This window comes from Agarivorans albus (assembly GCF_019670105.1).
In the GTDB taxonomy this organism is placed as follows: Bacteria; Pseudomonadota; Gammaproteobacteria; order Enterobacterales; family Celerinatantimonadaceae; genus Agarivorans; species Agarivorans albus.
The window spans coordinates 3,517,322-3,538,043 of sequence record NZ_AP023032.1; the positions used below are offsets into that span (position 1 = coordinate 3,517,322).

Annotated in this window: 19 protein-coding genes; 6 read left to right on the forward strand and 13 right to left on the reverse strand. The window is 45.0% G+C overall.

What is annotated here, in order from left to right; genetic code table 11:
* Positions 1 to 25: 25 nt before the first annotated feature.
* Together K5620_RS15955 and K5620_RS15960 are read right to left on the reverse strand one after the other, a co-directional pair.
* Complete coding sequence (locus tag K5620_RS15955) at positions 26 to 217, reverse strand: hypothetical protein (RefSeq protein WP_016402949.1); 192 nt, start codon at positions 215 to 217, stop codon at positions 26 to 28.
* 56 nt (positions 218 to 273) lie between these two features.
* Complete coding sequence (locus K5620_RS15960) at positions 274 to 621, reverse strand: glycine zipper family protein (protein WP_221077401.1); 348 nt, start codon at positions 619 to 621, stop codon at positions 274 to 276.
* 236 nt (positions 622 to 857) lie between these two features.
* Here K5620_RS15960 and K5620_RS21835 point away from each other — a divergent pair, with 236 nt between their 5' ends.
* Positions 858 to 980, forward strand: a complete 123-nt coding sequence (locus K5620_RS21835) for a hypothetical protein (RefSeq protein WP_016402952.1) — start codon at positions 858 to 860, stop codon at positions 978 to 980.
* A gap of 72 nt (positions 981 to 1,052) precedes the next feature.
* On the opposite strand, the gene edd is transcribed toward K5620_RS21835, so the two are convergent.
* Genes edd through K5620_RS15980 form a run of 4 tightly spaced genes read right to left on the reverse strand, consistent with a single transcriptional unit; the run spans position 1,053 to position 6,864 of the window.
* Positions 1,053 to 2,858, reverse strand: a complete 1,806-nt coding sequence (gene edd / locus K5620_RS15965) for a phosphogluconate dehydratase (RefSeq protein WP_016402953.1) — start codon at positions 2,856 to 2,858, stop codon at positions 1,053 to 1,055.
* 7 nt (positions 2,859 to 2,865) lie between these two features.
* Positions 2,866 to 3,396 (reverse strand): gluconokinase, encoded by a 531-nt coding sequence (locus tag K5620_RS15970; RefSeq protein WP_016402954.1) that lies wholly within the window; start codon positions 3,394 to 3,396, stop codon positions 2,866 to 2,868.
* Positions 3,393 to 5,834, reverse strand: coding sequence for a GH36-type glycosyl hydrolase domain-containing protein (locus tag K5620_RS15975; RefSeq protein ID WP_016402955.1), 2,442 nt, complete (start codon positions 5,832 to 5,834; stop codon positions 3,393 to 3,395). The genes K5620_RS15970 and K5620_RS15975 overlap by 4 nt, the downstream gene beginning before the upstream one ends.
* Positions 5,835 to 5,838: 4 nt before the next feature.
* Complete coding sequence (locus K5620_RS15980) at positions 5,839 to 6,864, reverse strand: LacI family DNA-binding transcriptional regulator (RefSeq protein ID WP_016402956.1); 1,026 nt, start codon at positions 6,862 to 6,864, stop codon at positions 5,839 to 5,841.
* Positions 6,865 to 7,106: 242 nt separating this feature from the next.
* Here K5620_RS15980 and K5620_RS15985 point away from each other — a divergent pair, with 242 nt between their 5' ends.
* The 3 genes from K5620_RS15985 (at position 7,107) to K5620_RS15995 (ending at position 10,431) form a co-directional block, all read left to right on the forward strand.
* Positions 7,107 to 7,739, forward strand: coding sequence for a glutathione S-transferase family protein (locus K5620_RS15985; RefSeq protein WP_016402958.1), 633 nt, complete (start codon positions 7,107 to 7,109; stop codon positions 7,737 to 7,739).
* Between the two features lie 219 nt (positions 7,740 to 7,958).
* On the forward strand, positions 7,959 to 9,149 hold the full coding sequence (locus K5620_RS15990; RefSeq protein WP_016402959.1) for a class I SAM-dependent methyltransferase: 1,191 nt from the start codon (positions 7,959 to 7,961) through the stop codon (positions 9,147 to 9,149).
* A gap of 232 nt (positions 9,150 to 9,381) precedes the next feature.
* Positions 9,382 to 10,431 (forward strand): alpha/beta hydrolase family protein, encoded by a 1,050-nt coding sequence (locus K5620_RS15995; protein WP_016402960.1) that lies wholly within the window; start codon positions 9,382 to 9,384, stop codon positions 10,429 to 10,431.
* 57 nt (positions 10,432 to 10,488) lie between these two features.
* Here K5620_RS15995 and K5620_RS16000 read toward each other — a convergent pair whose 3' ends face one another.
* The 3 genes from K5620_RS16000 to K5620_RS16010 form a co-directional block, all read right to left on the reverse strand.
* Positions 10,489 to 10,737, reverse strand: coding sequence for a hypothetical protein (locus K5620_RS16000; protein ID WP_016402961.1), 249 nt, complete (start codon positions 10,735 to 10,737; stop codon positions 10,489 to 10,491).
* Between the two features lie 235 nt (positions 10,738 to 10,972).
* Positions 10,973 to 11,362, reverse strand: coding sequence for a CBS domain-containing protein (locus K5620_RS16005; protein ID WP_016402962.1), 390 nt, complete (start codon positions 11,360 to 11,362; stop codon positions 10,973 to 10,975).
* 233 nt (positions 11,363 to 11,595) lie between these two features.
* On the reverse strand, positions 11,596 to 12,579 hold the full coding sequence (locus K5620_RS16010) for a lipase family protein (protein WP_016402963.1): 984 nt from the start codon (positions 12,577 to 12,579) through the stop codon (positions 11,596 to 11,598).
* Between the two features lie 286 nt (positions 12,580 to 12,865).
* On the opposite strand from K5620_RS16010, the gene K5620_RS16015 reads away from it, so the two are divergent.
* Positions 12,866 to 13,582 carry a hypothetical protein gene (locus tag K5620_RS16015; protein ID WP_016402964.1) on the forward strand — a complete coding sequence of 239 codons (717 nt, stop codon included), beginning with the start codon at positions 12,866 to 12,868 and terminating at the stop codon, positions 13,580 to 13,582.
* A gap of 66 nt (positions 13,583 to 13,648) precedes the next feature.
* Here K5620_RS16015 and K5620_RS16020 read toward each other — a convergent pair whose 3' ends face one another.
* A complete protein-coding gene (locus K5620_RS16020; RefSeq protein ID WP_016402965.1) occupies positions 13,649 to 14,413 on the reverse strand; it encodes an exodeoxyribonuclease III in 765 nt (254 codons plus the stop codon).
* Between the two features lie 323 nt (positions 14,414 to 14,736).
* On the opposite strand from K5620_RS16020, the gene K5620_RS16025 reads away from it, so the two are divergent.
* Positions 14,737 to 16,311 carry a BCCT family transporter gene (locus K5620_RS16025; RefSeq protein WP_016402966.1) on the forward strand — a complete coding sequence of 525 codons (1,575 nt, stop codon included), beginning with the start codon at positions 14,737 to 14,739 and terminating at the stop codon, positions 16,309 to 16,311.
* 56 nt (positions 16,312 to 16,367) lie between these two features.
* Here the strand turns inward: K5620_RS16025 and K5620_RS16030 are convergent, their stop codons facing one another.
* From K5620_RS16030 to K5620_RS16040, 3 genes are all read right to left on the reverse strand, one after another.
* A complete protein-coding gene (locus K5620_RS16030; RefSeq protein ID WP_016402967.1) occupies positions 16,368 to 17,084 on the reverse strand; it encodes a 3'-5' exonuclease in 717 nt (238 codons plus the stop codon).
* On the reverse strand, positions 17,084 to 18,970 hold the full coding sequence (locus tag K5620_RS16035) for a DUF294 nucleotidyltransferase-like domain-containing protein (protein WP_016402968.1): 1,887 nt from the start codon (positions 18,968 to 18,970) through the stop codon (positions 17,084 to 17,086). Before K5620_RS16035 ends, K5620_RS16030 begins: the two co-directional genes overlap by 1 nt.
* 329 nt (positions 18,971 to 19,299) lie before the next feature.
* On the reverse strand, positions 19,300 to 20,601 hold the full coding sequence (locus tag K5620_RS16040) for an anaerobic C4-dicarboxylate transporter (RefSeq protein WP_016402969.1): 1,302 nt from the start codon (positions 20,599 to 20,601) through the stop codon (positions 19,300 to 19,302).
* Between the last annotated feature and the right edge of the window lie 121 nt (positions 20,602 to 20,722).

Sequence of the window (20,722 nt, forward strand, 5' to 3'; positions counted from 1 at the left end):
TACTTAAGCATCGCTAAACAAGCCACTACAAGGCCGAGCCAAACTGCAGATATGCCGCTGTTGAAGTTTCACAAGGGGCTAAATCAATGCCCCATTTCAAGCCTAGTTGGCGGGAAGTTAGCTGCCTGATGCCACCACCATAAATGATATGCTGACCCCGAAACTGCTCCCAAGTCGATTTAGCATCAACCAGCAAGCACAAACCGTGTTTTAGCATCAGAATACGCGCCAATGACTAAACAGGCCGCTCCTTTAGCCGTTGCAGCGAGATAACTATTCACCGTAGATCAGCTCAGCATCAAACTCGTCTTCTAGCTGTTGTTGGTAAATATCATCTACTACAACATCTTCAACAAATTCACGTTCGTATCGTGCACATTCTTCTTCATCATAAGCACCAGCAATCACCCCGGCGCCAGCACCAATAGCCGCTCCACTGCCTGCATCGCCAACAATAGCGCCAGCTACACCGCCAATGATTGCTCCATCTACTGCATCAGTTATGGCATTGCCGTCGCAGGGGTGAGCGTTTACCACAGCAGTATTAGCGACACTTAGCACCAAAGCAGCTGCTACAAATGCGCGCTGTGAAGATTTACGGCCTTTATAAACTCTTTTCATGAAAATACCTTAAGCAGTTGATTTTAAAGTACTCAAGTGTGACTAGAGTTCGCGGCAAAAGAAAATGAGCAGGTTTAAGTTGGGCTAATAGGAGCAGTGTTAGTACTTAAGGTTTTTCAGCTATCGTAGATAAAGCCCAGTTAAGTGAGCGAATAACCAATTGTTTACGTTTTAAAGTGAATATATTTACGCGTTAAGCGGTCTAATGTTATGTAGGTAGCAAGAGGTAACCTCATATGAACAAAATAACTCTTACTATATTGTTGTTAATCCCAATTGTTTTAAGCATCGCGATTGGCCATGAAGTGAGCCAAGGAGTGTCGTTAAACTCTTCATTAATTGTACCAAACCAAACTTAAACTTAGCTTCACGACACCGTCAACATCTAGCTATTGCTCTGCCTCCCTCGTTCGAACTAAAACCACTATTAACTAACCAAACAATATGCTGGCACCATCTTCGGCGCTGCCTACCAAACGCCTAAAGGGATTAAATAGCTCTCTGCCACAACCCTCATCTTGTTTGGTTTTGCTGTCGGCGACAGGCTCTCGTTGCAGTAGTTCTTGTTCGCTAACTTGGCAGTCGATGCGTCCTTTAATCGCATCTAAGTAGATCATGTCACCGTCTTGTACTTTGGCCAGCAAACCGCCTTTGGCCGTTTCTGGACTTAGATGCAACGCGGCAGGAATTTTGCCTGATGCGCCCGACAAGCGACCATCGGTAAGCAGTGCCACCTTAAAACCTTGTTTTTGCAAGTTGCCCAAAACTGGCATCAATTTATGTAGCTCTGGCATTCCATTGGCTGCAGGACCGTTGTAACGCACCACTACTACAATGTCTTGGTCAAGCTGACCTTGTTGATACGCTTCTACCACTTTGTGCTGACAATCAAATACTTTAGCTGGCGCACAAATAACCTGATGCTCAGCTTTAACTGCACTGGTTTTTATTACAGCCCGCCCCAAGTTGCCGCTTAATACCTGCAAGCCGCCACTGCGATTAAACTGTTTGCCGTCTGCTGCAATCACATGATTATTGTTGCTGGCCAGTGCTGGCCCCCACTTTAACTCTTCGCCTTTTAGAACAGGTGACTGTAAGTAATCACTTAGCTTTCCATAGAGAGTAGTGGCATCCATATGCAGCAAGTCTCGTTGCGCTAACAAACGCAGCAAACAAGGCACTCCACCAGCTTGCTCAAAAGCATTAATATCTGCTGGGCCATTAGGGTACATACTAGAAAGCTGTGGCACTACCTCGGCAAGTTGCGCAAAATCATCCCAATTAATGATAATGCCAGCGCAACGGGCAATCGCTATCATATGTAAGGTGTGATTAGTGCTGCCTCCAGAAGCCAACAAAGCCACCAAACCATTCACAATAGCTCTTTCATCGATAACTTGATAGAGCGGGCGATAAGCCGAGCCTCCGCGAGTAATTCCCACCATGTGACTAAGCAAATGTTGATTAAGCCTGTCTCTAAGTTCGGTATTCACATTAACAAAGGCGCTACCCGGTAGCATTAAGCCCATGGTTTCAAATACCAACTGATTGGTATTGGCGGTTCCATAAAAAGTGCAGGTGCCGGGTGCATGGTAGGCTTTGTTTTCCATCTGCTGTAGCGCCGCTTTGTCCACTTCTCCGGCAGCATGCTGTTGGCGAACCGCCACCTTTTCATCATTGCTAATACCACTTGGCATTGGCCCGCTGGGCATAAAGGCAGTTGGCAAATGGCCAAAAGACAAAGCTCCCATTAACTGCCCTGGTGCAATTTTGTCGCAAACCCCTAATAAGACGCAGGCATCAAACCCTTGATGGCTCAAACCAATGACAGTGCTTTGGGCAATAAGGTCACGTGAATACAGCGACAAATCCATGCCCTCTTGGCCTTGAGTAACGCCATCACACATCGCTGGTACACCACCAGCAACTTGCGCGCTATGGCCAAGTTCAGCCATTTTTTGCTGAATCAACTGAGGGTATTGAGCGTAGGGCTGGTGAGCACTTAACATATCGTTGTAGGCAGTAATAATAGCCAGATTTACTTTGGTAAAATCTAGCAAACGGTCTTTTTGTTGCTGACCACAGGCAGCAATGGCATGAGCTAAGTTACCACAGCTTAAATGCGCCCTTGCATTCCCCTGCTCTGCTTGTTTCTCCATTCTTTGAACATAAGCGCTGCGCAAGCCTTGGCTGCGCGCAATAATGTTTTGGGTAACGTGTTTGATAGTGGGATTCATTTCAACCTCAATTAAGCGCAGGCTTGCGACTAATACTATTAATACAACGTGCTAGTACCTGCTCTAGGTTAGCGTCAATTTCAATCGGAATAACATCAGCTTCGGCAGAAGAAGGGGCTTCTAAGGTGGCAAATTGGCTAGCTAATAAGTGCTGTGGCATAAAATGATTACTGCGCCGCTCTAGCCTTTGCTGAATTAGAGTTTGTTCACCTTTTAAGTAGATAAACACCACTTTGCTGCTTACTTGGCGCAATAGATCTCGGTAAGATTTCTTTAAGGCAGAACAAACAATGACTACCGTTTTTCGTTGCTGGCTAATAGCATCAGCTTTAGCCACTATGCTCGCTAGCCAAGGCTTACGGTCCTCATCATTTAGCGCAAGGCCACTGCGCATCTTTTCTATGTTGCTTTGAGGGTGTAGCGTATCTCCGTCAATAAACTCAGCTTGCAGGTAGTTTGCCAGCCCCTCCCCAATGCTAGATTTTCCACAGCCGGAAACCCCCATAACGTAATAAACTGTGCCCTGATCAGCATTCATACTAAGGCACTCTCAGCAACGGCTTGGCTGGCTTTGTCTTCTAGCGCTTGTATTACCCTTATCTGATACCGCTCGCCAGCCACGAAACCACTAAGCAGCAATTTACCATCGGCCTGCTGAGTAATGGTGAGCTTAGCTTCATCAGCACTCAATAGCTGTTTTGCGCTTATAGGCTTGGCACTGCCTCCACTAACTTGTTGGTATTGGATATGGAAGGTTGCCCCTCTAAATTCTCGAACCACCGAGGCTTTTTGCCAATCACTTGGCAGTTGTGGCCGAAGCAGCAAGCCCTGCGGCGTACCACGTAGGCCAAACAACTGCTCAACCACTAATTGGTAATACCAAGCGCAAGTACCAGTATTAAACAAGTTACTAGAGCGCCCAGCGGTGCGTGGGTATTGGTAATAAGCGCCTCGATAATAGTTAGGCAAATAAATCGGCAATTGCCCACGCACTTTCAATTCGTCAGCGGCATTGCTTGGCAGCATTTTGCGCAATACATTAAATGCCCGCTCCCCTTCTTCAGTGGCATACAAAGAAGCCGCGTAAAACGCTGCTGCATGGTTATACACCGAGCCATTCTCTGCACTGCCCGGCCACTTTTGAGTAACTCGACCAACATCATCGCGCATTTCGGTAAAGGCAGGCGCACTCATCATTACTCCGAACGGCGTGTCTAACTGTTCATCAATGGCCTGCAGCATCTGTGTTTTTTGCTCACCGCTTGCAGCTCCACATAACATTGCCCAGCTCTGTGCATTGAGAAATATTCGCCCTTCCTTATCGCTGCTTATGCCAAATAACTTCCCTGCATCGGTAATGCCGCGCCCATACCATGCACCATCCCAAAAATAGTGATTAATGCGCTGATTCAATTGTTCTGCATATTGGCTAAAGGCTTGAGCTAAGGCGGCTTCGCCTAGGTGATCACACACAGGCACCCACAGTTGCAAGGCATAAGAAATGGCTTCGGCTAACCACCCCGACACGCCCTTGCCTTGATAGCCCACCATGTTCATTGGGTCGCACCAATCCCCCTGGGCGATATAAGGCAAACCGCGTTCATCTTTGGCTTCACATAAAAATTGCATCGCCTTGCTCACATGCTCAAATACACTTTGCTCGAGTGGGTTATCCGCCCAACAAAGCCTAAGTTGTAGCAAGCTATAGTCGTTGGTTTCTTGAAGATAGGCGTTTAACACAATGGCGAGCCAAACCGGATGGTCGGTATGGGGCACTTGGTTAATGTACTTAAGCTCCGCCTGTTCGCTTAACAAAATGCCGTCGGGCATCTCACCGGAGAACTTTTGCTGTTTAAGTGCGGTTAGCAATGCCTGTTTACAAGCTTCTGGTTTGAGGTAAACCATGCCCATGGCATCTTGCAGGTAGTTACGGGTTTGAGGATCGGTCGTTAAACGCTGACTATCACCATGATAAAACACCTGCCTAGGCAGCCAATGGTTAACAAAGTGATTAAACTGCTGATCGGGCGTCTCTATGGAAATACAGCCTTTGGCTTGAGCAAAATAGGCTTCGCTAGCTTGGCGTTGTGGATCTAGCTCGGCGTACAAATACTGCTGGTTGAGTTGCTTAATTTCGGCCTTATCTTTCGCCGGCCCAAAACTAAGATTAAGCATATCGCTACCATCGGCCGGTAAATTATATTGAAACTGCATAATCGCCGCTGGCAGCTCATAATGCGCTTCGCCATTATTTAAGTTTCCACCATCCTGCAAAGCACTGGGGTTATGTAAACCACCCTCTCCTTCAAAAGCCTGTTGCGAAACTTCATAAAAATCTGGCAGTCGGCTGGCAGACAAAAAGGTAAGATCTTTGAAGTGCTGATTCTTGAAATAATCAGTTACTTTTTGGTAAGGAGTAACACTGCTGCAAACAATCGCATTAAGCTCAGCATCATATTGCCCGCCCATGTTCATCCACGAGGCGTAACCCACTGGGAAATAGGGTATTAAAGAAACATCTCGACGCTGCGAGCTTAGGTTTCGCAGAGTTACTTGCCAGCTCTCTAGCACTGCATCGACAGCAAGGCTAAGCCTTATGCTTAACTCAATATCAAGCTTTTCTACCACCCAGCGAATATCGGACAAGCCCGGCTCAAAAGCAAAGCGGTCTAAGTCCACTTTCATTGGCTCGTAGGGAGCAGAAAACATCTCGCCAGTTTGATTATCTCGCAAGTAGAAAAAGCGCCCAGGATGATGACTAAAATAAGGCTGCTCGGGCTGCATAAAGCTTTGCGCAGCTAAATTGGGTACATGAGCATATTTGCGAGGTTCGGGATCCATATATTGGCTAACCGCAAAGCCACGACAGTTCATGTGCAACATCATTTTTTTGTTCCACAAATAAGCCGCGCTGTTTGGCGCAATACAAGGGTCTTCTAAGTGATAACGTGTTCCATCTTCTATAAACTTCGCCATAAGTTTAGCCTTCTTTAATCTTAAGATACGGGGATGCTTGGGTGCTCGCTCGCGCAATAAAACGCGGCTCAGCCACGCTGGGAATAGTGAGTGTTAAGTCGTAAGCTAAATTGAGTACCTGCCTGCTAGCGGCTGTCGCCATTTGTTTGATAGGAATGGCAATCGTGCTAAGAGGTGGTGAGGCAACTGCGGCAAAATCAACATCATCGTAGCCCAATACGGAAACTTGCTGCGGCACCTTTATGCCAGCCCCCTGCAAGATTGATAAAGCCACTAAGGCAACTTTGTCGCTACCACAAAACAGTGCATCAAATGGCAATTGTTTATCCAGTAACTGCTGCACTGCAAACTGGCTAGTGGCAAAATCAAAGCTTCCTTCAATACACAACTCCGGGTTAATCGGTCGGCCTTGGCGAGCCAATTCATCAACAAAACCTTGCTGACGCTGCTGCGCATCTTGGGCACTTAAACGGCCACTTATACAAGCTATGTTCTTATGGCCTAGCGCCAACAAGCTGTTTGCCGCCAAACAGCCACCTGCATAATGATCAACACTAAAAGACTGCTTAGACAATAAATCGGTGGAGTGATTAATAAATACCAGCGGCGGGTAATTAGTTTGAGCAATCAGCAGATCTGAAATGGCGATTTCTGGGCACACCATCAGCACCCCATCGCAATCACGATTAATTAAATAGTCTAAGTGCTGCAGATATTCTTCATTACTGTTTGCTTCTTCAGCATTGGCAATAATTAGGTGTTTGTCGTGCAAGCGCAGTTCAAACTCTATGGCTTGTAGTATGTGCTGATAAAAAGGGCCGGACAATGAAGGTAACCAAACACCAATAATGTTGGAGCGCTGGGTAGATAAAGCCCGAGCAAGGCTGTTCGGCCGGTAGTTAAGCTGCTGCATGGCTTCGCTGACCTTTTGCTCAGCCTTGGCTGACACTCCGCCCTTGCCAGCTAAGCAGCGAGATACGGTTCCCACACCTACTTGCGCCAACTTAGCCACATCTTTAATCGTTGCCATCGTTTCCAATATTGCTAACCCGCCGTAACACCAGCATGGTCGCCAAAGCTTAGATGCTCAAGCTTTAAACAAGCAAAACGGAACCGATTCCAAATTACTATGAAACCAAGCTTGAATTAGCTCTTTAGTTTCACAGCCGCTCATCAAAACGCTGACAAATTGCCAACAACAAAAGCTCGCGTAGTCGCGTTCAAACAACTACTTTATACAATGCTTGCTAATGCTGAATAGGAACAGTTTGAATGATTACTTTGTATGGCTCGCCACGCACTCGCTCTTTGCGCGTTTCGTGGATGCTGGAAGAGTTACAACTTGAATGGAATTATCACTACCTTAACCTTCAAGCCGGTGAACACCACAGCGATGAATACTTAAGCATTAATCCCTGCGGTAAAGTGCCTGCATTAAAAGATGGCGAGCTAGTCTTTAATGAATCTGCCGCTATTTGCCTTTATTTAGCCGAGAAATACGGCCCGCACTTTTTGCCCTCCCCAGGCAGCGACCAAGCTGCCCTGCACCACCGCTGGGTAAGCTTTACCATTTGTGAATTAGAACAAGCCTTGTGGAACATGGGCAAACATCGCTTTGCTTTACCTGAAGAACTGCGCGTGCCAGAGATGCAAGAAACCGCTACTTGGGAATTTAATAAAGCGGCTGCCATTGCCGAGCTTTGGGTTCCAGAAGAAGGTTATTTATTGGGCGAACAGTTTACGGTTGCCGATATACTGCTGTGCCACACCTTAAACTGGGCAATGGCGTTTCAGCAGCAACTTCCCACAAAACTCATGGCCTACCGCAAACGCACCAGCCAGCGCTCGGCACTCAACACCGGTCTAGAGAAAGAAATGAATGGCAAAGCTATGAGTAAACTCTAGGGACTGTTTATCTTTCGCGGTTAATTTTGTTCGTGAAAAATAAACAGCCCCTAGACCACCAGACAAAAATCACTCACTAAAAAGCCAAGCTTCTGCTTGGCTTTTTCATCGCCTAATAAACCGAGAAAACCTGCCAACGAGTAATAAAGCCAAGCTATACTTGGGTTTTGCTAAGCATGGCGCTTATAATGCGCGGCATTAATCATTAGGAAGCAGAACATGAGCGGCATCATTACCCTTAAAGCCAAGCGCGACAAAGCGTTGTTACGTCGTCACCCTTGGATTTTTTCAAACGGCATTCATAAAGTATCGGGCAAGCCACTCTCTGGCGAAACCGTAGAAGTTTACAGCGCCGAAGGGAAATATCTGGCTACTGCTGCCTACTCGCCAGAATCACAAATTAGAGCGCGAGTTTGGAGCTTTGATCAGCAGCAAGAGATTGATAAGCAGTTTTTTATTGACCGCTTAGAAGATGCTCAAGCAGCTCGACAAATTCTCGGTGAGTTTGCCGATACCAATGCTTATCGTTTAGTTGCTGGTGAAAACGATGGTCTACCAGGTATCACCATTGATCGCTATGCAAATGTATTGGTATTACAGCTGCTAAGTGCTGGTGCAGAGTTTCAGCGTGTCAACCTTATTGAAGCGCTAAAACACTGTTTCCCAGATGATGTTATCTACGAACGCTCAGACGTAGATGTTCGCAAAAAAGAAGGTTTAGCTCCTCAACAAGGGCTGATTCATGGTGAGCTACCCGCTCAACCAATGGAAATAAATGAAAACGGTTTGCGCCTACTCATTAACGTGGAAACCGGCCATAAAACCGGTTATTACCTTGATCAACGCAATAACCGTAAATTGGTTGGCCAGCTCGCCAAAGGCAAAAAAATACTGAACTGTTTTTGTTACACTGGCGGCTTTGGCACCTATGCCTTGGCTGGCGGCGCTAAAAAGGTGGTAAACGTAGATGTCTCTGACGCCGCTTTAGAGATAGCCGCCAAAAACGTTGAGTTAAACGACTTAGACGCTAGCAAAATAACCCAGCTAAATGCCGATGTATTTAAGCAACTGCGCGCCTACCGCGATTGTGATGAGCAATTCGACATGATAGTGCTAGACCCACCAAAATTTGTTGATAGTAAAGCCAGCCTAAACCGCGCTAGCCGAGGTTACAAAGACATCAACATGCTTGCTATGCAGATGTTACGTCCTGGTGGAATATTGCTGACTTACTCCTGTTCTGGCCTTATGCCAACTAGCTTGTTCCAAAAAATCGTGGCCGATGCAGCCATTGATGCCAAACGAGAAATGCAGTTTCTTAAAACCCTAGAGCAAGCAGAAGATCACCCAGTTGGCGGCCCCTACCCAGAAGGTCACTACCTAAAAGGCTTTTTGTGTAGAGTTAAATAACTCTAGCCTTTTAATGCTTCAAAGACGCTGCTTTTGCAGCGCTTTTTATTCTATCAGCATATCTCGCTAAGCAAGTCTCACTAGACAAATCTCACTACAAACGCTGACATATCCGCCACGGATTAAACAAGAAGACGACAGTTCTATACAAAAGATCTAGCGTATTAGTTTCATAATAATAATCACTAACTTAATGTAAGGCAGCTAAACGCTTAACAAGGGACATTAAAGCATGAGCAGATCAACGGTTTATCGCTATGGTTTGTTACTCCTCATCATTGGGGTGGTATTTTCCTGCTTAGATGATTCACCTCAAGTTCATGAAAAGAAAATTAGTTTCCCCTCTGGTGAGCTTAAGATAACTGGCGCACTAATTACTCCCACCAATCTTCCAGGCCCTTACCCAGTTGTTGTGCTAGTACACGGCGACGGTGCGATGCCTTATGATGCCTACGGCTTTTACAAACCCATATGGACCGAGTTTGCCAAACGAGGCATTGCTACTTTAAGTTGGGATAAACCCGGTGTTGGTGGCTCAAGTGGAAATTGGTTAGAGCATTCTATGGAAGAGCGAGCAGAGATTGTAAGAAATGCAATAAGCTACCTACGCACGCAAAATGCCGTTATCGACCAGCAACACATCGGTTTAATGGGCTTTAGTCAAGCTGGCTGGGTATTGCCAAAAATAAGCAATCAACAGCATCAAGTTGATTTCGCTGTGTTTGTAGGTACTGCGATTAACTGGTTGCGCCAAGGCCAATACCATCGCAGCATCAGTAATGGTACTGGCAGTAATCCAGAATTCTATAAAACGCTACCTGATTCCTTGCTCACTCAAGCAGTAAAACAAAACTTGTCTTTCGCGGCTTACCAAAGCGCGCACCAAGATATGCTCACAAGCGATCCCAACTTTAATGAGGGCTTGTTTAGCGATGAAGCTCGTTACGGTTTTATCGCAAAAAACTGGATGAATGATGCAAGCTCAGAGTTAAGCCAAATAGACATTCCTATTCTCGCAGCTTTTGGAGAAGACGATCTTAATGTAGATATCAACGATAGCATTTACCAGTATCGCCAGGCCTTCGCCCACAACGATCCGGAGCTGCTAAGTATTAAGCAGTTTTCTGGAGCCAGTCATGGGCTATTGCAATCCTGGTTTTGGAATACTCAAAGCCCTGGAATCGCGCATATCTTAATGATTGAGTTTTTTGGCAACAGCATGTTTGCCGACAACTCGCTTGACCAAATTGCGACCTGGCTGGAGCGCCAAGTCCAACACTAGCGACTTAAGTCACTAGGCCTTAATCGCTGCATGCGAAGTCTCATGATCAGCATTAAATTAAATCACTTTAAATACAACACGCTCATTGTCTTCAATATCTTCTATTTCGAGGATCACCCCAGAACTATCGCGACTCAGCAGCGACGCTTTTAGGGTTGCCAAGCTATCGGCGTCATCGGAGAAATAAGCAGCTAATTTAGGCGGTAAGCATTTAAACAAAGTTTTTGCGATGTATATGGGCAAATTGACCGAGTCAGAAAGGCTTCCGGTATCTAGCTGATAAGTTTCTATTCTTAATTTTTTCATACAGTCGCTTCCTTAGTGACTAACTACCATTGCTAACTAAAGCAATATCCATAAGAGATTTGAAATTAAACCATCCACAAGCCTTAGTGATAAAAAAATCACTAACAACTCTATAATAGTCAAAATTTTTATGAGCAGCTTGAAATGTATGAAACTAATTGCAGTGTTTACCCATAGTTATACAGGCAACAACAAGGATAGGAACTCTCTCAACCGCAACTAGAGTACTAGAGTACTAGATAAACTCTGTTTTTAAGAAAGCACTTAATACATCAGAGGCGGAGACAATGCCAACACAGGCCGAACCTTCGGTAACAATAAGGTGATGGATCTTTTCATAACTCATAATTTCTGCGGCTTGCTGAATACTAATATCAGGCGCAACCTCTATCACCCGATGTGTACACAGTTCCCAAGCATGTTCCAACTTTGGATTAGCTCGCTGTGTACTAAAGTGCACTAAATCACTCGCACTAATTACGCCAAAAATGGCGCCGTCAGGGCTAAAGACTGGAACACAACAAAGCTTGTTGTCATCTAATACTTGGCATACTTTTTCAACCGAATCGTCTAGCGCAACTCCGATTACATTGGTTTCCATGAAACTGCTAATTTGAGTGCTCATTAGATGCCTCCTTAGCATTTAGTTCTCAAACCAAAAGCTTATTGATACTTTAATCATAGTTGGAATTAATGCTTTAGGTGGCTATTCGAGCGCAAATGAGGCTCTAGCTTGTTGAAGATCAATATTGCTTAAACGAGCACACATAGACTGGCGATTAGGCTTAGGTGTGCTGATGAGCAGCCAGTGATAACTAAGCTCCCTTATTTACCCCAACCCCTAGCCCCAAAGCGACTTTACTCTGGTAAGTTATTCCAAAGCTTTACGCAGTAATAGATGGGCATGTGATCGGTAAAACTAATTTTACTGTCGGCTTGCCACTGTTTAAGGTTATCTCGCCATTCTTTAAATGACTCAAGTAAGTGCTGGTTTATCTCGGTAAGATCAACACTCAAACTCTTACGGCGTTGTTCTTGAGCTTTAAAGGTATTAACAATAAGCGCTTTGTACTCGGTAGGGCTCTTTTCCGGTCGTTGGTAATCTATTTGCTGGTTACTGTGAATGTAAACCAACTCGCCAACATCCTCAAAACCAAAGCTTATTGCTGGCAAATTGGGCGGTAACATCGGGATAGGATCTTTAGCGTGTTCTACTCGCCAAATAGGCCGGTGATTAATCTGCTCGATAAATTGTTGATTACCGACTCTGGGAGAACCATAAATATATAAACCCGTTGCTTGCGGCACTTTAGCAAAACATAAGCTTGCTAAAGCACCACCCAAGCTATGTCCGGTAAGCCAAATAGGGCGGTCTGGGAAGTCTACTATCTGCTGCTCAATAAACTGCTGTAAGCCTTGCTCGCCACTCCAAACTTCGTCGAGCGCTTTGGCAAAACCTTGATGTACTTTTCCACCCTCTGCAAAAGCTACAGGCATGCTGTCTAAGTCTGTTTTTAACTCGTATAAGGCAGACAAAGATTTAAGCTCTGTGCCGCGAAAGGCAATAATTAAGGCTTCTCGATTACCAGCAGCCATGCATTCTGTGCCGGTGCCCTCAAAAAAAGTAAACTGCTCAAAGCCAGCTAGCTTAAAAGCCATACGAGCAAAACCAGGGTGACAATAAGCAAGCAGTGAACATTCGGCCAACCACCAAGCATTTACCTCTGAGAACTCGGTATTGTTGGGCTGAAACGGATATTGATTAGTACCTTCAAAATAAAGGTAATTCATATCAGGCGGAACAATGTCGTAGTATTTGGCTTCGGGGATTGGCTTCTTCATGGCTAAAACTGCTACTGTTAAGCGAACGATTAGCTTAACGCATTTACTAGGGGCTGTTGACCTTTCGAGCTGATTTTTGCGGCTTATATACAAGGCAAAAGCTTTAATGTGTAGCGAGCCTACATGACAAGCTGAAAACGCATTAGAAATAAGCCACAAGCGCTGCCCGAAGACTTAGGCTTAGGCTAAAACAGTAACACTCGCCTAGTTTTGAGTTACAAACGTAAGTTAAGCGGTGGCTATCAGTATATAAAACCTAGCTAACAATAAAATTGGAGAACAAGTAATGGCAATGATTGCTGGCAAAACTCGCCTTATAGCAACAATGGCTTTGAGCTCATTATTGTTAGCATGTGTACCTACCATTCAAACCGTTTACCTCACACCACAAGTGCAAGGGAAGGTAGTGTTATTTACCCCAGGTGAGAGCGCTAACTTTAGCCCTTTAAGTGGTATTGCTGCTTACTACCCTTCTTCACCGGAAGCGGCGACACTATCCAATCAGCAAGGTGAATTTCTACTGGAGGCCAGCAGTACAGTGGAAGCCAGTTTATTGATGCCAGGACACTCATTAAATTACTACCCAGTAACAGTGGAAACCGAAACATTTAGTTATACAGTGTTAGCGCAAGCCTCAACTAAGATGCTAGATCTAGAAACGGTTAAGCTAAGCAGTGTAGTTGTTAGCGATGAACTCGACGGTAAACAGCTGTTAGCTGATTCTGGCCCAAACGCACTTAAGTACTGTAATCTGAATTCTGTTAAACAGCTGCGCAGAGAGCAAGCTGTTCATCAACTGCTCAAGCAATACTATCCAGCGCCAGAGCAACTTGAACAGCCAGTGCTTGGCTATATCAAAGACCAACAGCAACAAACCTTAATGTGGTTAGAATATGTAAAGCGCTCATGCAATTGGGAGGATGAAGACGGCTACCCTCGCTACCGTGATATGAAAGACGCCCGTAAGTACTTTGCTAAATTAGAAACAAGCTTGCTCAACTAAAGCGCCAAGTAAAAACAAAAAACGCTGCTTATAGTAAGCAGCGTTTTTATTTAGTTCGGGGGAAAATTAAACCGCAACATCCACTTGCACGGGGCAATGATCAGAGCCCATAACATCATTCAAAATGTCAGCATCACTAACTTGAGCAGCAAAGGCTTCACTCACCAAGAAGTAATCAATTCTCCAGCCAATGTTTCGGCCACGTGCGCCAGCTCGGTAACTCCACCAGCTGTATTTAACCTCATCCTGTTTCTTTAAGCGGAAGGTATCAACAAACCCAGCGGCGGTTAAATTATCAATACCGTCAATTTCTGCCTGCATATAGCCCGCGCTTTTGTTGTAGTTAGGTTTTGGACGAGCCAAGTCAATATCTTTATGGGCTACGTTTAAGTCGCCACATACCAACACCGGTTTGCGAGCCTCTAAAGCTTTTAGATAAGCGAGGAAATCGGCGTCCCATTGCTGGCGGTAATCAAGACGTTTTAACTCACTACCAGAGTTAGGGGTATATACAGTGACCAAAATAAACTCGGCGTATTCGGCCGCAATTACTCGCCCCTCTTGGTCGTGCTCCTCGATACCCATGTCATATTCAACATTTAGCGGCTTTTCTTTAGTTAAAATGGCAGTACCTGAGTAACCTTTTTTAACCGCCGAGTTGCTGTAAATGTGGTATCCCTCTAGCTCACTTAGGGCTTCAAGCACTTGATCATCTTGTGCTTTGGTTTCTTGTAAACACAGCACATCGGTTTGCATTGATTCTAGCGAAGCCATGAAGTCTTTCTTCATCACTGCTCTAATGCCATTTACGTTCCACGATACTAAACGCATTCGCCCTTCCTTAAGAGAGTAAAGTGTAATATTCAAGCCCAAGCCTTGCTCAGGCTGAAGCAAATTAGTGCTTCATTGTAGAGGCTAAAACCAAGGAAAAACACCCTTAAACACTAGGGGCTAAGATTAATACTCAAATACCAAATTGATAGAATCCTGCTTGATTTCTCTCATCTAAATGAAACTTTCATCAATTACTTGTTAACTTACACCTACACTAAGCTAATAGAAGGGCTTACTTTGAGTTAGTTTCTGAAAATTAATGCTTATTAAGGTACAGTAGGCATACAAAATCGCATGGACGTTGTGCTAAATGAGGATGAATGACTACCAACAAAGATAAATACAGTATTGATAATACCGATTACACTGTCGGACAAGATAATGTTCAAAAATGGGGCTTTGATGTACATAACCCAGTTTTTGGCATAAGCGCGTCTTTAATCGGTGTGTTCCTAATAGCCATACTGCTGGTTGATCCAGACGTATCAAAAGCCGCATTAGATGGAATAAAGTGGCAAATTATCGGCGCATTTGATGGCTTATTCATGTGGTCAGCCAACATATTTGTGCTGTTCTGCTTAGCAATGGTGGTATCCCCCTTCGGCAAAATACGCCTAGGTGGTGAAAACGCCAAAACCGATTACTCAATGATGTCGTGGATAGCCATGCTATTTGCCGCAGGCATGGGCATTGGACTTATGTTTTGGGGCGTAGCTGAGCCTGTTGCTTACTTTACAGGCTGGTACGAAACACCACTAAATGTTACCGCCAATACGCCAGAAGCAGCTAAATTAGCGCTTGGCGCCACCATGTTCCACTGGGGATTACACCCTTGGGCCATTTACGGTGTGGTGTCTCTATCACTAGCCTTTTTTGCCTTTAACAAAGGCCTACCGTTGTCTATGCGCTCGGTGTTTTACCCAATCTTGGGTGATCGCACTTGGGGTTGGCCTGGACACGTTGTAGATATTCTTGCAGTACTTGCCACGCTGTTTGGCCTAGCAACCTCTTTAGGTTTAGGCGCGCAACAAGCCGCCAGTGGTTTCCACCATGTATTTGGTGCAGATAACGGCTTGCTGCTGCAAATAGGCATCATTTTCTTGGTGACACTATTAGCCGTGGTATCGGTAGTTCGTGGTATTGACGGCGGCGTGAAAGTTATTAGTAACGTAAACATGTTGCTAGCGGCAGCCTTGGTAGTATTTGTTGCCTTAGTCACCTTTGCGGTTTCTATGGGCACAGTGCCAACCACCGTTATGGGCTACATCGAAAACATTATTCCACTAAGTAACCCGGTTGGTCGTGAAGACTCAGCATGGATGCACGGCTGGACAGTGTTCTACTGGGCTTGGTGGATTTCTTGGTCACCATTTGTAGGTATGTTCATTGCGCGTATTTCACGTGGTCGTACTATCCGTGAGTTTATCATTGCCGTACTAATTGTACCTACGGTAGTAACCACTCTTTGGATGTCGGTATTTGGTGGCGTTGCGATTGATCAAATCGTCAACAAAGTTGGTACCTTAGGCGCCGACGGCTTAACCGAAGTGCCTTTAGCTATGTTCCAAATGTTTGATGCCTTGCCAATGGGCAGCATCTTATCTTTACTGGCGATCGTTTTAGTATTGGTATTCTTTGTAACCTCTTCAGACTCTGGTTCATTGGTTATCGATAGCATTACCTCGGGCGGTAAAGTGGATGCTCCGGTTCCTCAGCGTGTATTCTGGGCGACCATTGAAGGCGCAATTGCTGCCGCGCTGGTTTGGGTTGGCGGCACCGAAGCTATACAAGCATTACAGGCGGGCGCCATTTCTACGGCCTTGCCATTCACCATCATATTGCTGGTGATGTGTGTAAGCTTGTTAATGGGTCTACGTACCGAAAAACGCAGTTAAGACTTTCTAAGCCTTAACAACTAAAAGCCGAGTAAGCCTATGCTACTCGGCTTTTTTTATAACCACAGTTTGTTAATGGGTGTATCGGGACTAAAGTGATAATGGATCTGCGCTTGCAGCAATTCGGCGGTGGCAATGGCGTCGGTAAGTGCGTCATGTGGCGGGTAAACCGGCAAGTTATAACGGCTACGGGTATTAGCCAGCCGAATAGATGTAGGCTTCGGTTTTCTTAGCAAATCTATTAGCTTTTTAGGTTGAGCGGCTAACATGTCGGCTTCAATTTGCATGGTATCCACCAGTGGGAAAATAATGCCTTCATTAATCAAGCTGCGTAACGTGTGATGCAAAAAATCTCGTTCAATTCTGCGATAGTGTACAACCACTACTTTACCCGCTAGCTCATCTAGTAGCTGCTCTAAAATCCGCAGTAAACTGGGCGCGCCCTTTAAATCAGAATGGGTAATGCCGTGAATCACAATAGAGTCTTCTTTAAGTTTATCCTCTGGGGTAACAAACCAATGTTTTGCTTCTCTACAGGCAATCCGTTGCAGCGTAAATGACACCAAACCAATACTAATAATGCTGTTCTTCTTTGCATCTAAACCGGTGGTTTCAAAATCTAAAGCAACAAACTCAATGTCTTTGAGTTTGGTATCAGCATGATAAGTGCTGGCGTTGTAAAAGCTGCTCAAACGCTTATCTTTGCTCTCTAAGGCTTTAATCTTAAAGAAGGCTTTCCAGTTGAGAATTTCTTGCTGATTAAGATTCGGCATTAACTGTTCTGCATACTGTTAGCGGTGTAACGAAACTTCAGAAAGTTTTGCGCGCTGCTTAGTACCAAAAAGGCATCTTTAAGATTTCGCCTCTCAAAGTCAGACATGTTTTCCGGCTCAATATTATTATCAGGCTCTTGGTTGGCTTCTATATCCAAGGCTTGGTGGCGAATTCGCACCAAAGAAATAAACTCCATCGCATGTTGTAAGTCTTTACCTTTTGAAGGCGGCAAAATTCCCGCCTCAATAATGTCCTCTAAGCGGTCAAAAGAGTTCTGAGACTGCGAGCCAATAGCCAAACCATGTACCCGAATAAGATCGGCCAGCGGCGCTGTACCGCGCCGTTTTAGGTTAATTGAGTTTTTATGGCGGCCATCTTTTTCCATCACAAAATCTTTAAAAAAGCCCAAGGGTGGCGTGCGATTTAAGGCGTTTCTGGCTAAGCAGGCCAGAAAACGGTTGTTCTTTTTGGCCTTGCGAAGAATAAAGGCATTAAGCTGCTCAGCCCATTTGGGTCTGCCATACACGCCGTTAAGGTCAAAGAAGATAGAACAATTAAGCAATGCTTGCGGGTTAGGATTATCAATCCAATCGGCGAAACACTCTTCCCATTGGCTTTGCGTTTTGCGGTACTCCGGGTTTGTTGCCATTATGTCGCCGCTGCAATAGGTATAACCACAAGCAGCCAAGCCATCACATACGTAACGCGCAAGCTCTTCAAAATACTTTCCGTGCTCCGCTTCTACATATTGGTTATCAAGAATAATCGCGTTGTCTTGGTCGGTCACAATCAGCTGTTCATCTCTCGCCATCGAACCTAAAGCCAAAAAGCAATAAGGTACGGGCGGAGGTCCTAGCTTTTCTTCCGCTAATTCCAATAAGCGCTGCTTAAAGCTGCGGCCAATTTCCGACATGGCTCGCCCCACCATGTGTGAATTGGCATCTTCGTTAATCATCCTTACAAAACAATCTTTAAGTTGATGCGATAGCAGCACCAAATCATCGATACTGTTTTGCTGAAAAATGCTGCTCACAATCAACAAGCTATTTTGGGACTCGTAACGAATAATATCGCTAACTTCAATTAAACCAATCGGTTGCTTGCTCTTAAGAATAGGCAGGTGATGCACGTTATAACGCAGCATCAGCAACATAGCTTCGAATATATAAGCGTTGTGATCTAAAGAAATAAGTTCGGTAGACATTACCTCAACGACCTGAGTCTCTACATCTAAACCTTGGGCGATTACTTTGGCGCAAAGATCACGCTGAGTAATAATGCCAACAAAGCTTTCACCACCTTCGTCAGACAAATTGGGGTCATTAATCAAGGCGGCTGAAACATTCTCTTCAGACATAATTTTGGCTACATCTTGAATTGAGGTAGTCGACGCTAACATCACCGGTTCGCTACTAAGAATAGTTTTAACCTTTGATGTGGTTAAGGAGTTGGCGTCATCACTGTTATCTTCAACCGCTTGTTGTAAACGAATAGTACCTTCAACTTCCACAAAGTCGGCAAATACATCGTAACGCTCGCAGAACTCTTCAAAGATGTTTTCGGGAATACAATATAGCAGTGTGTCTTTAATCGCCTTGGCAGGAAAACGGACTTTGTTGTTGGTTAACAAGCCCATTTGTCCAAACACCCCGCCCTGATCTAAGCGGTTATATAACTCGCCGGTGCGGCGATAAATTTCTACCACGCCGCTGCGTATCATAAAGAGATCATGAATGTTATCGCCAAACTCGATAATCATATTGCCTGCGCGGTAATAAGATATCTCAACACTTTTTGCGACTTCGATAATTGCTTCTTCGGGCAATTGGTCAAAGGGAGGGTATTGGCTAATAAAATTGCGAACTTCGAGTAGCTCTACGTCCATTAATCTCTCGGTGTAGAAGATAGTTTGAGTGGTTGGTGTCTAGTATATGGTATCTACCCGATAGTTGCAGTGCAGCAAAGTAAGCCTGAGTAGCATTATTACTAAATATTCGCTATTGCACCGCCGCCAAGTAAGATGACAAAGCCTTGGTAACAAACGGATTTAAGAAGCGTTTCGGTTAGCCGGTTTACACCCCCTCAGCAAGGCCTGTGTTAAGCGCCATGCAGACCGTTTAGAGAGCATAAACCTTTATATTTTCAATAAGCTATTACCGAAACAACTTGCCATGGCGTTTTGCTGGAATAAGCAAAACGCCGTAACTTAAGCGCTTATAAAATAATGCCGGCAAACACAAAGCCGAGTATCACCGAACTGGTAATAGTAGCGACACCTGGCACAAAGAAAGGATGGTTAAATACCCATTTCCCAATACGGGTAGAGCCCGTGTCATCCATTTCTACGGCCGCTAATAAGGTTGGGTAAGTAGGCAATACAAACAGCGCACTTACTGCTGCAAACGAAGCAATGGCCGCTTCTGGACTAACACCTAACATAAAGGCCGAAGGCATTAAGGCTGCCGTGGTTGCCGCCTGTGAGTACAGCAACATACTGGCGAAAAATAGAATAAGCGCCAACATCCACGGATGATCTTCTAACAAACCACCCGACAAGGCTTTAATTTCATCTAAATGGCCTGATACAAAGGTATCGCCCAGCCACGCTACACCTAATACACAGATACAGGCACTCATGCCCGATTTAAAGGTTGCGGCATTAAGCACTTCGCCAGTATCAATTTTACAAAACAGTGCAATGGCAGTGGCCGCAGTTAGCATAAACACCATGATTGCTTCATTACGTGGCAAGCTTGGGCTCTCAATTAAACCAACCGCATCACTAATCGCCGTTGCGTAAAACACTACCGCTACAATAGCCACTAAAAATATAAGCACTGAGCGCTTAGCACTGGCCGGTAAAGCTTCACCTTGTTTATCTCGCTGACTCACTAAACCGTGGTCTAAACGTTCTTGATAGATAGGGTCATCTTTAAGCTCTTTCCCCATAAACTGGGCAACAAAGGCACCCACCATACAAGCTAAAAACGTGGCAGGAATACAAATAAGTAGCAGGCTAATATAGCCAACGCCTTTGTCTTCTAACATGCCGCTCATCAGTACTACTGCTGCCGATATAGGCGAAGCGGTAATGGCGATTTGCGAGGCAACAACCGCAATGCTTAAAGGACGTGATGGGCGAATGCCCTGCTCTTTAGCCACTTCTGCAATCACTGGAAGGGTAGAAAATGCCGTATGCCCGGTGCCGGCAAACAAGGTCATAATATAGGTAACAATCGGCGCAAGAAAGGTAACTTGCTTAGGGTTACTTCTTAGTACCCGCTCCGCAATATTCACCAAATATTGCAAACCACCAGCTACCTGCATTGCAGCAATAGCAGCAATCACCGACATAATAATTAGGATCACTTCAATAGGAATAGTGCCGGGGCTCATACCCAAGCCAAGAGTAAGCACCAATACCCCTAAACCACCCGCAAAACCAATTCCAATGCCACCTAAGCGCGCACCTAAAAATATGGCTGCTAATACCACCAGCAACTCTATCGTGATCATAATTCCTCCCAAGCTCTAATTGCGACGCACTTTACGTGAAAGCCAACACCAACAATAGATGATTAAATCAAACTAACGGCAAAAATCAGACAAATAAACCCAAAAATGCAAAATCAACAGA

Excerpts from the sequence above, each read along its gene's own strand:
- K5620_RS15955 (WP_016402949.1), bottom strand. The coding sequence starts at position 217 with ATGCTAAAACACGGTTTGTGCTTGCTGGTTGATGCTAAATCGACTTGG.
- K5620_RS15960 (WP_221077401.1), bottom strand. The coding sequence starts at position 621 with ATGAAAAGAGTTTATAAAGGCCGTAAATCTTCACAGCGCGCATTTGTA.
- K5620_RS21835 (WP_016402952.1), top strand. The coding sequence starts at position 858 with ATGAACAAAATAACTCTTACTATATTGTTGTTAATCCCAATTGTTTTA.
- edd (WP_016402953.1), bottom strand. The coding sequence starts at position 2,858 with ATGAATCCCACTATCAAACACGTTACCCAAAACATTATTGCGCGCAGC.
- K5620_RS15970 (WP_016402954.1), bottom strand. The coding sequence starts at position 3,396 with ATGAATGCTGATCAGGGCACAGTTTATTACGTTATGGGGGTTTCCGGC.
- K5620_RS15975 (WP_016402955.1), bottom strand. The coding sequence starts at position 5,834 with ATGGCGAAGTTTATAGAAGATGGAACACGTTATCACTTAGAAGACCCT.
- K5620_RS15980 (WP_016402956.1), bottom strand. The coding sequence starts at position 6,864 with ATGGCAACGATTAAAGATGTGGCTAAGTTGGCGCAAGTAGGTGTGGGA.
- K5620_RS15985 (WP_016402958.1), top strand. The coding sequence starts at position 7,107 with ATGATTACTTTGTATGGCTCGCCACGCACTCGCTCTTTGCGCGTTTCG.
- K5620_RS15990 (WP_016402959.1), top strand. The coding sequence starts at position 7,959 with ATGAGCGGCATCATTACCCTTAAAGCCAAGCGCGACAAAGCGTTGTTA.
- K5620_RS15995 (WP_016402960.1), top strand. The coding sequence starts at position 9,382 with ATGAGCAGATCAACGGTTTATCGCTATGGTTTGTTACTCCTCATCATT.
- K5620_RS16000 (WP_016402961.1), bottom strand. The coding sequence starts at position 10,737 with ATGAAAAAATTAAGAATAGAAACTTATCAGCTAGATACCGGAAGCCTT.
- K5620_RS16005 (WP_016402962.1), bottom strand. The coding sequence starts at position 11,362 with ATGAGCACTCAAATTAGCAGTTTCATGGAAACCAATGTAATCGGAGTT.
- K5620_RS16010 (WP_016402963.1), bottom strand. The coding sequence starts at position 12,579 with ATGAAGAAGCCAATCCCCGAAGCCAAATACTACGACATTGTTCCGCCT.
- K5620_RS16015 (WP_016402964.1), top strand. The coding sequence starts at position 12,866 with ATGGCAATGATTGCTGGCAAAACTCGCCTTATAGCAACAATGGCTTTG.
- K5620_RS16020 (WP_016402965.1), bottom strand. The coding sequence starts at position 14,413 with ATGCGTTTAGTATCGTGGAACGTAAATGGCATTAGAGCAGTGATGAAG.
- K5620_RS16025 (WP_016402966.1), top strand. The coding sequence starts at position 14,737 with ATGACTACCAACAAAGATAAATACAGTATTGATAATACCGATTACACT.
- K5620_RS16030 (WP_016402967.1), bottom strand. The coding sequence starts at position 17,084 with ATGCCGAATCTTAATCAGCAAGAAATTCTCAACTGGAAAGCCTTCTTT.
- K5620_RS16035 (WP_016402968.1), bottom strand. The coding sequence starts at position 18,970 with ATGGACGTAGAGCTACTCGAAGTTCGCAATTTTATTAGCCAATACCCT.
- K5620_RS16040 (WP_016402969.1), bottom strand. The coding sequence starts at position 20,601 with ATGATCACGATAGAGTTGCTGGTGGTATTAGCAGCCATATTTTTAGGT.